This window comes from Aeromonas bivalvium (assembly GCF_046078285.1).
Classification (GTDB): Bacteria; Pseudomonadota; Gammaproteobacteria; order Enterobacterales; family Aeromonadaceae; genus Aeromonas; species Aeromonas bivalvium.
The window spans coordinates 1,226,966-1,240,186 of record NZ_JBGXBV010000001.1; the positions used below are offsets into that span (position 1 = coordinate 1,226,966).

At 63.3% G+C, this 13,221-nt stretch carries 13 protein-coding genes and 1 tRNA gene; 4 read left to right on the top strand and 10 right to left on the bottom strand.

Annotated features, from left to right (window positions below; translation table 11 throughout):
- Positions 1-16: 16 nt before the first annotated feature.
- Positions 17-1,000, bottom strand: a complete 984-nt coding sequence (locus ACEUCR_RS05555) for an arabinose ABC transporter substrate-binding protein (protein WP_041999708.1) — start codon at positions 998-1,000, stop codon at positions 17-19.
- Positions 1,001-1,360: 360 nt separating this feature from the next.
- Here ACEUCR_RS05555 and ACEUCR_RS05560 point away from each other — a divergent pair, with 360 nt between their 5' ends.
- The 3 genes from ACEUCR_RS05560 to araA are packed head-to-tail and all read left to right on the top strand — an operon-like array spanning position 1,361 to position 5,261.
- On the top strand, positions 1,361-3,052 hold the full coding sequence (locus ACEUCR_RS05560) for a ribulokinase (RefSeq protein ID WP_408788658.1): 1,692 nt from the start codon (positions 1,361-1,363) through the stop codon (positions 3,050-3,052).
- Positions 3,049-3,747: an L-ribulose-5-phosphate 4-epimerase gene (locus ACEUCR_RS05565; RefSeq protein ID WP_408788661.1), complete on the top strand. Its 699-nt coding sequence runs from the start codon at positions 3,049-3,051 to the stop codon at positions 3,745-3,747. The genes ACEUCR_RS05560 and ACEUCR_RS05565 overlap by 4 nt, the downstream gene beginning before the upstream one ends.
- Positions 3,748-3,761: 14 nt before the next feature.
- On the top strand, positions 3,762-5,261 hold the full coding sequence (araA, locus tag ACEUCR_RS05570; protein ID WP_408788663.1) for an L-arabinose isomerase: 1,500 nt from the start codon (positions 3,762-3,764) through the stop codon (positions 5,259-5,261).
- Positions 5,262-5,532: 271 nt separating this feature from the next.
- Here the strand turns inward: araA and ACEUCR_RS05575 are convergent.
- A tRNA-Ser gene (locus ACEUCR_RS05575) sits at positions 5,533-5,620 on the bottom strand.
- 195 nt (positions 5,621-5,815) lie between these two features.
- Between ACEUCR_RS05575 and ACEUCR_RS05580 the strand changes: the two genes are divergently transcribed.
- On the top strand, positions 5,816-6,568 hold the full coding sequence (locus ACEUCR_RS05580; protein WP_111874891.1) for a DsbA family protein: 753 nt from the start codon (positions 5,816-5,818) through the stop codon (positions 6,566-6,568).
- Positions 6,569-6,638: 70 nt separating this feature from the next.
- Here the strand turns inward: ACEUCR_RS05580 and galE are convergent, their stop codons facing one another.
- From galE to ACEUCR_RS05620, 8 genes are all read right to left on the bottom strand, one after another.
- The gene (gene galE / locus ACEUCR_RS05585; protein WP_041999695.1) at positions 6,639-7,652 is read right to left on the bottom strand and encodes a UDP-glucose 4-epimerase GalE; all 1,014 of its coding nucleotides are present in this window, start codon (positions 7,650-7,652) and stop codon (positions 6,639-6,641) included.
- 96 nt (positions 7,653-7,748) lie between these two features.
- Positions 7,749-8,756: an FAD-binding oxidoreductase gene (locus ACEUCR_RS05590; protein ID WP_408788666.1), complete on the bottom strand. Its 1,008-nt coding sequence runs from the start codon at positions 8,754-8,756 to the stop codon at positions 7,749-7,751.
- 197 nt (positions 8,757-8,953) lie between these two features.
- A complete protein-coding gene (gene hcp / locus ACEUCR_RS05595) occupies positions 8,954-10,603 on the bottom strand; it encodes a hydroxylamine reductase (RefSeq protein ID WP_408789061.1) in 1,650 nt (549 codons plus the stop codon).
- Between the two features lie 201 nt (positions 10,604-10,804).
- A complete protein-coding gene (locus ACEUCR_RS05600) occupies positions 10,805-11,272 on the bottom strand; it encodes a Dps family protein (protein WP_041999689.1) in 468 nt (155 codons plus the stop codon).
- A gap of 97 nt (positions 11,273-11,369) precedes the next feature.
- Positions 11,370-11,942: a DUF3833 domain-containing protein gene (locus tag ACEUCR_RS05605; protein ID WP_408788669.1), complete on the bottom strand. Its 573-nt coding sequence runs from the start codon at positions 11,940-11,942 to the stop codon at positions 11,370-11,372.
- Between the two features lie 109 nt (positions 11,943-12,051).
- On the bottom strand, positions 12,052-12,570 hold the full coding sequence (locus tag ACEUCR_RS05610; protein ID WP_041999683.1) for a chalcone isomerase family protein: 519 nt from the start codon (positions 12,568-12,570) through the stop codon (positions 12,052-12,054).
- A complete protein-coding gene (locus ACEUCR_RS05615) occupies positions 12,527-12,745 on the bottom strand; it encodes a TIGR02450 family Trp-rich protein (protein WP_041999680.1) in 219 nt (72 codons plus the stop codon). The genes ACEUCR_RS05610 and ACEUCR_RS05615 overlap by 44 nt, the downstream gene beginning before the upstream one ends.
- Positions 12,742-13,221 (bottom strand): DUF2878 domain-containing protein, encoded by a 480-nt coding sequence (locus ACEUCR_RS05620; RefSeq protein ID WP_408746957.1) that lies wholly within the window; start codon positions 13,219-13,221, stop codon positions 12,742-12,744. Before ACEUCR_RS05620 ends, ACEUCR_RS05615 begins: the two co-directional genes overlap by 4 nt.

Below are 13,221 nucleotides of genomic sequence, written 5' to 3' on the forward strand. Positions count from 1 at the left end.
TATCAAGGGAGGGGGATCACAGTCCTTTCTTTTGCAGCTCGGCCTTGAAGTTGTCGCGGGTGATGAGCACCACGTCGGTCACCTCGGTGAACTTGGCAGGCTCGGCGCCGTTGACCACCCAGTCGTGCAGCATCTGGATGCTCTTGTAGCCGTGCACGTCCGGGCTTGGCAGCAATGAGCCGAGGAAGCCGGTGGCGCTGGACTTGGAGAGCTCGTTCACCGCATCCACCCCGTTGATGCCGATGCCGATGACGTTGTCGGCCTTGAAGCCCTGCCCTTCGGTGGCGCGCACGCCGCCGAGCACAGTGTTGTCATTCATGCCGACGATGAGCCAGTTCTTCACCTCTGGGTGCTGCACCAGCATGGAGTTGGCGGCATCCAGCGCCCCCGGAATGTCGTTGCTCTTGGTGGGTGCGCGGTAGATCTGGCCCTCGGGGAAGCCGGCGGCCTTGAGCGCCCCCAGGGAGCCCTCGACCCGGCGACGGGCTGTGTCGAGCTCGTCGGCGGTGATGGCGAGCACCCCGGTACTCTTCACATCCCACTGACGTTTTTCCATCTCCTTGTAGAGCTCCTGGCCCTGACGCTCGCCAATCTTGGTGGCGGCCATCATCACCAGGGGCACCTGCTCCATGGGCTGGCCCTTGGCGTTGACGAACTGGTCATCCACCGTGATGACCTTGAGATCCATGCTGTTGGCCTTGGCCATGATGGCGGCACCGAGTTTGGGATCCGGGGTGCAGATGACGAAACCCTTGGCACCATTCGCCGCCAGACTGTCGATGGCATTGAGGGTCTTCTCCCCGTCGGGGACGGCTATCTTGATCACCTCGAAGCCCAGATCCTTGCCCGCCTTGTCGGCGAAGTTCCACTCGGTCTGGAACCAGGGCTCCTCGGGCTGCTTGACCAGGTAGCCCAGCTTCAGCGCCTCGGCCGCGAAAGCAGAATTTGCCATACCAAGGGCGAACCCCATCGCGATCATGCCTTTAACAATTTTGTTCATGCGAATGTCTCCAACGGTTCTATCAATCCATGTATCCACGCAGTTCTGCTCCTTGGGTCAATCAAGTCACAGCCATCTAAAAACATGCTTAAACAGGACGTTATTGTTGTTGCTGGTTGAGCGAACCAAGTTGTAATCGTTTTCACATGGAAAAATGGAGAGCAGGATCACGCCATGAGATTGCAGCCATTTTGTCTATATATTTAGCAAAATTGTTACATGTTGATTTTTAGAGAGCCGTCACCTTGTCGCACTGACAGCGTTAAAATCCATATTTCCAGCAGCCAATGGCTAACCGCCCCTCCTGCCCATCTCCTATGGTTCCCCCCAGTCACCCCCCATTGATGGTCAGGAGCACATATGTCTGAGCACCTCAGATCCGACCCCATAGTCATCGGACTCGATTTCGGCAGCGACTCGGTCAGGGCACTCGCCGTGCGCTGCCAGGACGGCGCCGAGCTGGCGACCCAGGTCGTCTATTACCCCCGCTGGCAGGCAGGCCACTACTGCCAGCCGGTCAACAACCAGTTCCGCCACCACCCCCTCGACTATCTGGAGTCCATGGAGCAGGCGGTGGTGGCTGTGGTGAGCCAGCTAACGCCGAGTCAGCGCACCGCCGTGCGCGGCATCGGGGTGGACAGCACAGGCTCCACACCGGCCCCCATCGACAGGGAGGGGCGCGTGCTGGCCCTGCGTCCGGAGTTTGCCGACAACCCCAACGCCATGTTCGTGCTGTGGAAGGATCACACCGCCATCGAGGAGGCGGAGGCCATCACCGCCCTGTGCCACGGCGGCCAGTTCCCCGACTACAGCCGTTACATCGGCGGCATCTACTCCTCCGAGTGGTTCTGGGCCAAGATACTGCACGTCTCCCGCGCCGATGCCGCCGTGCGCGCCGCCGCCTGCAACTGGGTCGAGCTGTGCGACTGGGTGCCCGCCATCCTGAGCGGCACCCAGGCCCCGGCCACCCTCAAGCGCGGGCGCTGCGCCGCCGGCCACAAGTCCCTCTGGCACCCGAGCTGGGGCGGCCTGCCCCCCGCCGACTTCCTCAATGCCCTGGATCCCCTGCTGACGGAGGATCTCGACTACCCGCTCTTTACCGACAGCTGGACCGCCGATCTGCCGGTCGGCACCCTGACACCGGAGTGGGCCGAGCGCCTGCACCTCTCCTGCGAGGTGGTGATAGCGGGCGGCGCCTTTGACTGCCATATGGGGGCGGTGGGAGCCGGGGCCGGCAACAATGCCCTGGTCAAGGTGATCGGCACCTCCACCTGCGACATCCTGATCGCCGACCAGGCCACCATAGGCGATCGGGCCATTGCCGGGATCTGCGGCCAGGTGGATGGCAGCGTGGTGCCGGGCATGGTGGGGCTGGAGGCGGGACAATCGGCGTTCGGCGACATCTATGCCTGGTATCAGCGCCAGCTCGGCTGGCCCCTGGAGAGCCTCGCCGCCCAGTATCCGGAGCTTCGCATCGCCATCGAGCGCCACAAGCAGGAGCTGCTGCCCAGCCTCGCCGCCGCCTGGGAGCAGCAGCGCGACCTGGCGCACCTGCCGGTGGTGCTCGACTGGTTCAACGGCCGGCGCACCCCCTATGCCAACCAGCGCCTGCAGGGCACCCTCACCGGGATCAACCTCGGCACCGATGCCCCCGATCTCTTCGGCGCCCTGGTGGCCTCCACCGCCTTCGGCGCCCGCAGCATCATGGAGTGCATGACCCAGCAGCAGGTGCCGGTGGAGCAGGTGATCGCCCTTGGCGGCATCGCCCGCAAGTCCGCCACCGTGATGCAGACCTGCAGCGATGTGATGAATCGCCCCATCCAGGTGGTGGCCTCGGATCAGTGCTGCGCCCTGGGGGCTGCCATCTTTGCCGCCGTGGCGGCCGGGATCCATCCCGATGTGGCCAAGGCCCAGCGCCACATGGCGAGCGCCGTGGAGCGCACCCACCAGCCACACCCAGAGCGGGTCGCCGAGTATGAACGCCTCTACCAGCGCTACCTCGCCTGGGGCGCCGCCGCCGAGCCGCTCTACAACCGGGGGGGGCCGGCATGAACCTCAAGATCCTCAAGGAGCAGGTGCTCGCCGCCAATCTGGATCTGCCGCGCCACGAGCTGGTGACCTTCACCTGGGGCAACGTGAGCGGCATCGACAGAGCGCGCAACCTGGTGGTGATAAAGCCAAGCGGCGTCAGCTACGAGCGGATGCGGGTCGAGGACATGGTGGTGCTGGATCTGGCGGGCACGCAGGTGGAGGGGGACCTTCGCCCCTCCTCCGACACCGCCACCCACCTGGTGCTCTATCGCGCCTATCCCGAGCTTGGCGGCGTGGTGCACACCCACTCCACCCATGCCACCGCCTGGGCCCAGGCGGGGCGCCCCATCCCCATTTTCGGCACCACCCAGGCCGACTACTTCCACGGCGAGATCCCCTGCTCCCGCCTGCTCACCCCGGGGGAGGTCGAGGAGGATTACGAGGGGCTGACCGGTCATCTCATCGTCGAGACCCTCAAGCAGACCCCCATCCTCACCATGCCGGGGGTGCTGGTGGCCAACCACGGCCCCTTCAGCTGGGGCAAGGACGCCGAGGACGCGGTACACAACGCCGTGGTGCTGGAAGAGGTGGCGCGCATGGCCTGGCTCACCGGCCAGATAAACCCCGGGGCCCGCCCCCTGCCCGATTACCTGCTGGAGAAGCACTACCAGCGCAAGCATGGCAAACACGCCTATTACGGCCAGACAAAAGCCTAAAAGAGGACAAACTCATGGAATTGATGAAACAGCTGGAAGTGTGGTTCCTGGTCGGCAGCCAGCACCTGTATGGCGCCACCACATTGAAGCAGGTGGCCGATCACGCCCACACCATCGCCAGCCAGCTCAACGAGGGGGCGAACCTGCCCCTCAAGATAGTGCTCAAACCCACCGGCACCACCCTGGATGAAATCAGTAGCGTCGCTCGCGATGCCAACCACGACCAGCGCTGCGCCGGGCTCATGGTGTGGATGCACACCTTCTCCCCCGCCAAGATGTGGATCCCGGCCCTCGGCCAGTTGCAAAAGCCCCTGCTGCAGTTCCACACCCAGTTCAACCGGGATCTCCCCTGGAGCGAGATCGACATGGACTTCATGAACCTGAACCAGACCGCCCACGGTGGGCGCGAATTCGGCTTCATGGGGGCCCGCCTGCGGCTGCCCCGCACCGTGGTGGTGGGTCACTGGCAGGATGAAGAGGCCAGACAGAAGATTGGCAACTGGATGCGCATCGCCGCCGCCATCCACGACAGCCGCCACCTCAAGATCGCCCGTTTTGGCGACAACATGCGCAACGTGGCGGTCACCGAGGGCGACAAGATTGAGGCCCAGATCCAGTTCGGCTATCAGGTGAACTACCACCCGGTCGGTGATCTGGTGAAGGTGATCGACGCCGTGCCCGAGAGCGACATCGAGGCGCTGCTGGCCGAATATGAGGCGACCTACACCCTGACCGAGGCGGTGCAGGCGGGTGGGGGGCTTCGTGCCTCCCTGTATGAGGCGGCGCGCCAGGAGCTGGGGATGAAGAAGTTCCTCACCGACGGCGGTTTCGGCGCCTTCACCACCACCTTCGAGGATCTCCACGGTCTGCACCAGCTGCCGGGCCTCGCCTGCCAGCGCCTGATGCAGCAAGGTTTTGGTTTTGGGGCGGAAGGGGACTGGAAGACGGCGGCCCTGCTGCGCACCCTGAAAGTGATGGGCTATGGCCTTACGGGGGGCGCCTCCTTCATGGAGGACTACACCTACCACCTGGAGGCGGGCAACAACCTGGTGCTGGGGGCTCACATGCTGGAGGTCTGCCCCTCCATCGCCGCAGGCAAACCCGTGCTGGACGCCCAGCACTTAGGCATAGGCAAGAAGGCCGATCCGGCCCGCCTGCTGTTTGCGGCCCCGGCGGGCAAGGCGGTCAATGCCAGCCTCATCGATCTCGGCAACCGCTTCCGGCTGGTGGTCAATCAGCTGGAGGTGGTGGACCTGCCAGAGGCCATGCCGAAACTCCCGGTGGCCAGCGCCCTGTGGAAACCCCTGCCCAGCCTGCAGACCAGCGCCGAGGCCTGGATCCTGGCGGGCGCCGCCCACCACTCGGTGTTCACCCAGGCGGTGGACATAGAGCAGCTGCGCACCTTCGCCGACATCATGGGTATCGAGTTTGTGGTCATCGACGAGCACACCCGCATCCCCGCGCTCAAGGAGACCCTGCGCTGGAACGAGGTGTATTACAAACTGTGCCACTGATTGACCGACAAGAAGGTTGAGCCTTTCGGCGACGGCCATGGGTGAACCGGTTTCAGGCCGGGTCATGCCAATGACACGGGGACTGCTTCGCCAGTCCCTGTTTCATTGATACTTTCGCAGGAGGATCGGGTGAGGCCCCTCCATCACAGTCGCCGGCTATCGGGCCACAAGGGATCAGGACGGGATGGCTCATCGCTGGCCTGACGGCTGGCCCACCACACACCGCAGACACGAAAAAGCCCAAGCGATTGAATCGCTTGGGCTATATAGATGGCGGAGGAGGTGGGATTTGAACCCACGGATGGTCGCCCATCGCCGGTTTTCAAGACCGGTGCATTCAGCCGCTCTGCCACCCCTCCGCAGCAGTGCGACGCATATTACCCATGCCCCTCTGCCTTGTAAATCCCCCCATCGACTGTTTGCTGCTTTATTGGGCTATCTGACGCAGATGGCAGACAAAAAGGCTATAAAGTGCGCTTTTTCAAGCGGATGGCTTGACTTGACTCATGAGTAAATCACTATAAGCGGCACTGTCACCCTGTCGGAAAGATGAAATGAAGACGATCAAGCATGCCCTGTTCTGCGCCCTGGCCGGCGCCGCCCTGTTCGTGGCCCCCGCCCAGGCCAGCGAGCTCACCAAGTCCGACGTCGAGCAGATAGTGCGGGACTATCTGGTCAAGAACCCGGAGATCCTGGTCGAGATGTCCAATGCCCTGCGCGCCAAGCAGGAGGGCCAGCAGGCCGAGAACGACAAGGCGATGATCAAGGCCCATGGCAAGGAGCTCTTCGCCGCCAAGGATCCCGAGGCAGGCAATCCCAAGGGCAAGCTGACCCTGGTCGAGTTCTTCGACTACAACTGCGGTTACTGCAAGCGGGCCCACCCCCTGATCCAGCAGCTGCTGGCCGCAGACAAGGATATTCGCTACATCTACAAGCAGTTCCCCATCCTGAGCCAGAGCTCCGCCTATGCCGCCCGCGCCGCCCTGGCGGTGCAACTGACCCAGCCGGAGAAGTATCAGGCGTTTCATGATGCCCTCTATGCCCACCAGGGTCCTCTGGCCGACGAGGCACAGATCAAGCAGATTGCCGAGGGCGCCGGTGTGAACTGGAGCAAGGCCGAAGCCAGGTTCAAAGATGCCAGCATCGACAAGGCTCTGGGCACCAACCGGGCACTGGCCGAGGCCATGGGTATCTCAGGCACCCCGGCCTTCATCATCGGCGACCAGATCCTGCGTGGGGCCCCCCGCGACATGGCCAGCCTGACCGGCGCCATCGAGGACGTGCGTGCCGGCAGGGCCATCCAGTAACGGCCTGCTCCCCCACATGAAAAAGCCCCGGCATCGCTACCGGGGCTTTTTTTCAGGGGCGGGTTCAGGATCAGGCCGGGTAGCCGTTCGGGTTTTCCCTCTGCCAGCGCCAGGTGTCGACCATCATCTGCTCCAGGCCGCGTTCGGCCTGCCAGCCCAGCTCCTCCCGGGCCAGGGTGGGCTCGGCCCAGCACTCGGCGATGTCGCCGGGGCGACGAGGCTTGATCTGATAGGGTATGGGGCGACCGCTGGCCGCCTCGAACGCCTTGATCATCTCCAGCACGGAATACCCCTGGCCTGTGCCCAGGTTGTAGGTGAAGACGCCGGTGTCGCCCTCGATGCGGGCCAGCGCCTTGAGGTGGCCGATGGCGAGATCCACCACATGGATGTAGTCGCGCACCCCGGTGCCGTCCGGAGTCGGGTAGTCGTTGCCAAACACCCCCAGTTCCTTGAGCTTGCCGACGCCGACCTGGCTGATGTAGGGCAGCAGGTTGTTGGGAATGCCGTTGGGATCTTCGCCGATGAGGCCGCTCTCGTGGGCACCGACCGGATTGAAGTAGCGCAGCAGCACTATGGCCCAGCGGGGATCGGACTTGGCCAGATCCCGCAAGATCTCTTCGACCATCAGCTTGGAGCGGCCGTAAGGATTGGTGGCACCTGTGGGAAAATCTTCCCGCAGGGGCACGGAGGCGGGATCCCCATAGACGGTGGCCGAGGAGCTGAATACCAGGCGGAACACCCCGGCCCTGGCCATCTCCTCGCACAGCACCAGGGTGCCAGTCACGTTGTTCTGATAGTAGGTAAGCGGGATCTGGCCGGACTCCCCCACCGCCTTGAGGCCGGCGAAGTGGATCACAGACTCGATCTTGTGGGCGGCGAACAGCCGTTGCAGGCACGCCCTGTCCAGGATGTCCCCTTCCACGAAGGTGACCGCCTTGCCGGTGATCCGCTCGACCCGCTTGAGGGACTCGGGGGAGGCGTTGGAGAGGTTGTCCAGCACCACCACCTGCTCCCCTTCGTTTAACAGCTCAACCAGGGTGTGAGAGCCGATGTAACCGGCGCCGCCCGTGACCAGTATTGTCATTTTTTTTCCCGTGTTCTGGTGAAACTGGGCAAAGTGTACTCGCCCGGCCCGCCCGGGAAAAGGCTGATATCTCAGTCATGTGAGCGCCTCCACCCATCAGCAATCCAGGCTCACATCCCCCCTGACGGTGCAGGAGCAGGCCAGCGCCACCCCGCGCTCGAGATCCTGCGCGCTGAGAGTCATCACGCTCTGGCGCTCGATATCCCCTTGTGTCGTGCAGCGGCAGCTGCCACATACCCCGGCGCGGCAGGCAGCCATCATGGTCTCCCCCGCCTCCTCGAGCGCCGCCAGCAGGGTCTGGCCCGGCAATATCTTCACCTTCTTGCCGCTCTTTGTCAGGGTCAGCCAGAAGTGATCCCCACTTGCGGGGGCGGGCGCCGCGCTCGATGCCGCCCCAGGCAGGCCGAACGACTCCTGATGCAGCTGCGCCGCCGGCAGGCCCAGCTCAACCAGCATGGCGCTCACCGCCGCCATGTAGGGGGCGGGCCCGCACAGATAGACGTGGCGGTTCAAGAGATCCGGCGCCAACTCCTGAAGCATGGCGGGGCTGAGCCGACCGACCCAGGGGTGAGTCTCGGGGGCTTGCTCCAATACCAGTCCGTGGCGCACTCCCGGATGCGCCTCGGCCAGGGCGGCCAGCTCGTCTGCGAAGATCACATCCTCAGGGGTTCTGGCGCTGTGAATGAAGCGGATATCCGCATCAGGCCGTCTGGCCAATTCGCCGCGTAGCATGGCCCACATGGGGGTGATGCCGGAGCCGGCGCTCAGCAGCAGCGGCCGCTCGCAGGGGAGCGCCGTCAGGTTGAAGTCGCCGAACGGGCCATCGACCCGGATCTCGTCCCCCACCTGCAAGCTCTGATGCAGATGGTGGGAGACCCGCCCCACATCCTTGATGGTCACCTGCCAGCCAGGATCCTGCGGGCTGGAGGAGAGGGTGTAGGCGCGGCACAAGGGTTCGCCGTCAATGTCGGTATGCAGGGTGACGCACTGGCCGGCCAGCACGGGGGGCAGGCTGCCCTTTGCGGCGGCAAACTGCCAGCTGGTCACGTCGTGGGTCTCTGCCTGGCGACCTATACAGCGCAGGCTCAAAGAGGTGGAGGTCATCGCAAGGCTCCTCTTCTTGAAAAGGGATCGTTGAACTGTGTCATGGAAAAAAGGCGAGCCATCGGGCTCGCCAAACGCTTACAACTTGCTGAGCGTGTAAGGCTGATATGGCGCCGCTCAGGCCGCCAGGATTTCGGCGAGATCCGCGTCTGCCGTGGTGGTTCCTTTCAGGCCGGACTATGTCTCCAGCACTCTGATCAGGCCGCCAGGATCTCGGCCAAGTCGGCCTCGGCCGTGGTAGTCCCTTTCAGGCCGAACTGCTCTTCCAGCACCTTGAGCAGGGCCGGGGTGAGGAAGGCCGGGGCGGTCGGGCCGGTGCGTATGTCCTTCACGCCGAGCGCAAGCAGGGTGAGCAGGATGACGATGGCTTTTTGCTCGAACCAGGAGAGCACCAGGGTCAGGGGCAGATCGTTGACGCCACATTCGAACGCGTCGGCGAGCGCCAGGGCGAGCTGGATGGCGGAGTAGGCATCGTTGCACTGGCCCACGTCCAGCAGGCGCGGAATGCCGCCTATGTCGCCGAAGTCGAGCTTGTTGAACTTGTACTTGCCGCAGCCCAGGGTGAGCAGCAGGCTGTCCTGGGGAATGGCCCTGGCAAATTCCGTGTAGTAGGCGCGCTCGGCGCGGTCACCGTCACAGCCCCCCACCAGGAAGAAGTGGCTGATTTCGCCAGCCTTCACCTTGTCGATCACCGCCGGGGCCGCCTGCATCAGGGCGTTGCGGGCAAAGCCGATGGTGATGAAGTGCTCCAGCTCAACGTGCTTGAAGCCCTCCAGCGCCTGGGCCTTCTCGATGACTGCGGAGAAATCCTCCCCTTCCAGATGGGTGACTCCGGGCCAGCCGACGATGGAGCGGGTGAAGATGCGATCGCTGTAGTTGCCCACGTTCGGGTCGATGATGCAGTTGGAGGTCATCACCACGGCGCCCGGGAAGTTGGCAAACTCTTTTTGCTGGTTCTGCCAGGCGGAGCCGTAGTTGCCCACCAGATGCGGGTACTGCTTGAAGAAGGGGTAGGCCAGGGCGGGCAGCATCTCGCCGTGGGTGTAGACATTGATGTCGGTCCCCTTGGTCTGCTCCAAAATCAGCTTGAGATCCACCATGTCGTGGCCTGAGACCAGGATGCACTTGCCCGGCACCGGGGTGACTCTTGCTTGAGTCGGCTCGGGGTGGCCGAAGGCGGTGGTTTCACCGAGATCCAGCATCTCCATGATGCGGAAGTTGAGCAGGCCGATATCCATGGCGCACTTGAACAGGGGATCCAGGTCGCTCGGATCCGTACCCAGCCAGCTCATGATGCGATGGAATTCAGCTGCCACCCCGGCATCCTGCTGATCCAGCACCCTGGCGTGCTCCATGTAGGCGGCAGCGCCCTTGAGGCCGTAGAGGCAGAGCAGGCGCAGCCCCATGATGTCTTCGTTTACCTCGTTCTTGCCGCGGTTGACCGCGGTCTGGGGCGCCTTGGCCAGCTGTGCCAGCAGCTCGCTGCCCGGCTCGAAGCGGGCGGCTGCGGGCAGCTCGTCGGCCTGCACGGCCAGGGGGGCCAGCTTGCCGGCCAGCTGCCGGCGATAGGCCAGCGCCTGGTTGACATAGGCGACGATGCGCTCGGAGTCGAAGTTGACGTTGGTGAGGGTGGCGAAGAAGGCCTTGGGCACGAAGGCATCTATCTCGTCATCGACGATGCCGTGTTCGCGGGCCGCCAGGGCCCAGGCACTGAGGCCTTGCAGGGTATAGATCAGCACATCCTGCAAATCCGAGGTTTCGGCCGTCTTGCCGCACATGCCTTGTGCATAGGCGCAGCCATTGCCTGCGGGGGTACGAATTGTCTGTTCACATTGCACACAAAACATCATGTCTCCCCTAATTGGACATTTCAGTTGTTTGTTTTGTGGCGATTCTATTCCTCCGGCGCAGAACTTAATAGGCATTCAATTTGCCAATTAATACTTCATTGATGCAGATCAAAAGAAAAAAGCCGCCCGAAGGGGCGGCAAATGGGTGGATAATCAGACAGGAACAGGAAGCTATTCAGGGTATTGGTAACTAAACACTCAATCCAGATAGGCCCGCAGCATCCAGACCAGTTTCTCCTGCTGCTGTATGTAGTCCGAGAGCTGGGAGGCCGTACCTTCGTCCCCCGCCTCGCTGGCCAGTTTCAGGATGCGGCGCTGGGCACCGAGCAGCTCACGGAATCCCTCCAGCAGGGAGCCGATGCAGCCGGGACCGTCGTGCAGGCCCTTGCTCTCCGCGATGGTGGAGACCTTGAGGTAGTCGCTGAAGCTGTGCAGGGGCACGCTATCCAGGGTCAGGATGCGCTCGGCCAGGGCATCGACTTTCAGCAGCAGGTCGTTGTAGATCTCCTCGAACTTCAGATGCAGCTCGAAGAAGTGGCTGCCGCGGATGTTCCAGTGGAAGCCGCGGACATTCATGTAGAGGATCTGGTAGCTGGCCAACAGTTGATTCAGCTCGGTTGCCAGGGCTTGAGATTGGGCGGCGTCTAGGCCGATCGGGTTCTTCATCATGCACCTCCAGATTGAAAACAGGGTCAGCTTAGCGCGTAAGAGACTCAAAAGGTAATAGTTGCTGGCTGAGTCATTGATAGCGATGGGCTATCAATCAAGGGGTGACGGCCTCAGGGGTGGCAAGGGGGGCGGTGCGTTCGATATAGAGGATCACCTCCCCCAGGTAGATGCCGAACTTGCTGATCTCGGCCCGGTTGATGAGGCGATCTTGATCCAGCAGGTACATCCAGTCATCGAAGCTGACCCGCACCACACTCTCATCCGGCAGGGCCAGATCGAGTTGATAGCGCCAGTTGAGGGCAAAGCCCGCCGTCTTGCCCACCGCCTCCCCCACCACGTCCGAGGCAGTGCCGCGCCAGTGCCCGTCCTCTCCCTTGCGCAGATACCAGGTGCGGGTCTGCTGGCGACCGTCGTCGAAATAGAACTGCTCGAACAACTCCCCCTTGCCCGCGCGCCAGCGCCCCTGCATCTCGACCCGAAAGCGACTGGTCACTTCGCCGCTACGGTCTGTCACCAGGCCATGGGCCACCAGCTTGCCGTCGAAGAAGCGGGCGAGATCCCAGGTCGGCCCCTGGTCACGATAGGCATCCAGGCTGGTGCCGCAGCCACCGAGCAGCAGCATCAGGGAAAGCATCAAGCCACGCCAGTGGCCACCAGACAAGGTCATATCAGACTCCTGATTGCAATAGGGGGAACGTCGCCCTGGCTGAGCATCAGCCCGGGCGGCTGGCCATGGTCGTCATCACCCGGTCGATACGAGGGAATTCCCCCATGGCTCAAGGCTGGCCACGCAGACGGCGGGTCAGCGCGGGATCCCGGCTGTTGTCGGCCAGCCAGATGGCGAGAAAGGCGGCGGAAAAACCGGGTTCCGCGATCCGACCAAGGGGGCGTTCTCGCAGCCAGAGCTCTCCCTGACCCTGCTCATCCACGTAAAACGTGAGCCTGTCCCCCGCCTTCACGTCGGGCAGCACCCCGGACAGCGCCGCCAGCCAGCGGGCCTGGGCCTGGCTGTCCCCTGGCGTCAGCCGCTGCCACTCCTGGGCGGTGGCCTCCAGGATATCCTGTCTGTCTATGTCCCTGGCATAGGTGAGGGAGAGGGCCTGGGGATAACGGCGCGGTGCATAGCGGCCATCCTGGCTGTAGAGGGTGGCGTCATAGAGCTTGAACCAGAGCCAGTGCATCTCCCCCTGTCCGACGGGGCGCAGCTGCTGCCAGGGGGCAGCCCAGCTCAAGGCGCTCCAGCAGAGCAGGCTAATGCCAACCCATGTGCCAACGAGTGGGATCTTCCAGTTCATGCCAATCCAGCTCCTGTTCTTGCAGGGTATTGATATCCTGCACCGTGACCCTGTCGAGCTCTCCCCTCTCGTCTTTATGGCAGGAGATCACCAGAAAATGGCGATCGGCCTGCTCGAACAGGGTCTCCCTGGTCCATTTGGAAAAAAGCAGCGTATCGGTCGAAAAGGTGTTCATCTCGGCTCACCCTCCAGCTTCACCGTTGCCCATACCAGTACGGGCAACCATCCCATCCAGATCACCGCCAGCAGCGCCGCGCTGATCCCGATGCCCCAGGGTAAGTGTACGGCCCCCATGGCCGCCCCCGCCACATAGGAGCTGGCGCCCCCCACCATGCCAAACAGCGCCTGCTGCCAGCGTGGCAAGGGCCGAAGCCAGCGCAGACCGTGGGAGAGGGTCAGGGCAAAACCGCACCAGAGCAGCAACAGCCAGAGGGGGAAGCCGGCCGGAAACTGGAACAGGCCTAGCCGCCAGAGCAGGATGTCGAGCAGACAGCCTGCCAGGGCGACGGGAATGAGGCGCCAGTCACCCAGGCGGCTCGGCGAGAAGAGGAAATGCAGCAGCAGCATCCCGAGCAGGGGGCCAGGTTGCTGCCATTTCACCGCCAGCAACCAGTAGAGGTTGAACCCCAGCAGGTGGGCCCACTGCCACAT

What these genes read in the sequence shown, in the direction of transcription:
- galE (WP_041999695.1), bottom strand. Translation starts at nt 7,652, where the DNA reads ATGACAATACTGGTCACGGGCGGCGCCGGTTACATCGGCTCTCACACC.
- ACEUCR_RS05605 (WP_408788669.1), bottom strand. Translation starts at nt 11,942, where the DNA reads ATGACCTTGTCTGGTGGCCACTGGCGTGGCTTGATGCTTTCCCTGATG.
- ACEUCR_RS05580 (WP_111874891.1), top strand. Translation starts at nt 5,816, where the DNA reads ATGAAGACGATCAAGCATGCCCTGTTCTGCGCCCTGGCCGGCGCCGCC.
- hcp (WP_408789061.1), bottom strand. Translation starts at nt 10,603, where the DNA reads ATGTTTTGTGTGCAATGTGAACAGACAATTCGTACCCCCGCAGGCAAT.
- ACEUCR_RS05565 (WP_408788661.1), top strand. Translation starts at nt 3,049, where the DNA reads ATGAACCTCAAGATCCTCAAGGAGCAGGTGCTCGCCGCCAATCTGGAT.
- ACEUCR_RS05590 (WP_408788666.1), bottom strand. Translation starts at nt 8,756, where the DNA reads ATGACCTCCACCTCTTTGAGCCTGCGCTGTATAGGTCGCCAGGCAGAG.
- ACEUCR_RS05610 (WP_041999683.1), bottom strand. Translation starts at nt 12,570, where the DNA reads ATGAACTGGAAGATCCCACTCGTTGGCACATGGGTTGGCATTAGCCTG.
- ACEUCR_RS05600 (WP_041999689.1), bottom strand. Translation starts at nt 11,272, where the DNA reads ATGAAGAACCCGATCGGCCTAGACGCCGCCCAATCTCAAGCCCTGGCA.
- ACEUCR_RS05620 (WP_408746957.1), bottom strand. Translation starts at nt 13,221, where the DNA reads ATGTGGCAGTGGGCCCACCTGCTGGGGTTCAACCTCTACTGGTTGCTG.
- ACEUCR_RS05615 (WP_041999680.1), bottom strand. Translation starts at nt 12,745, where the DNA reads ATGAACACCTTTTCGACCGATACGCTGCTTTTTTCCAAATGGACCAGG.
- ACEUCR_RS05560 (WP_408788658.1), top strand. Translation starts at nt 1,361, where the DNA reads ATGTCTGAGCACCTCAGATCCGACCCCATAGTCATCGGACTCGATTTC.
- araA (WP_408788663.1), top strand. Translation starts at nt 3,762, where the DNA reads ATGGAATTGATGAAACAGCTGGAAGTGTGGTTCCTGGTCGGCAGCCAG.
- ACEUCR_RS05555 (WP_041999708.1), bottom strand. Translation starts at nt 1,000, where the DNA reads ATGAACAAAATTGTTAAAGGCATGATCGCGATGGGGTTCGCCCTTGGT.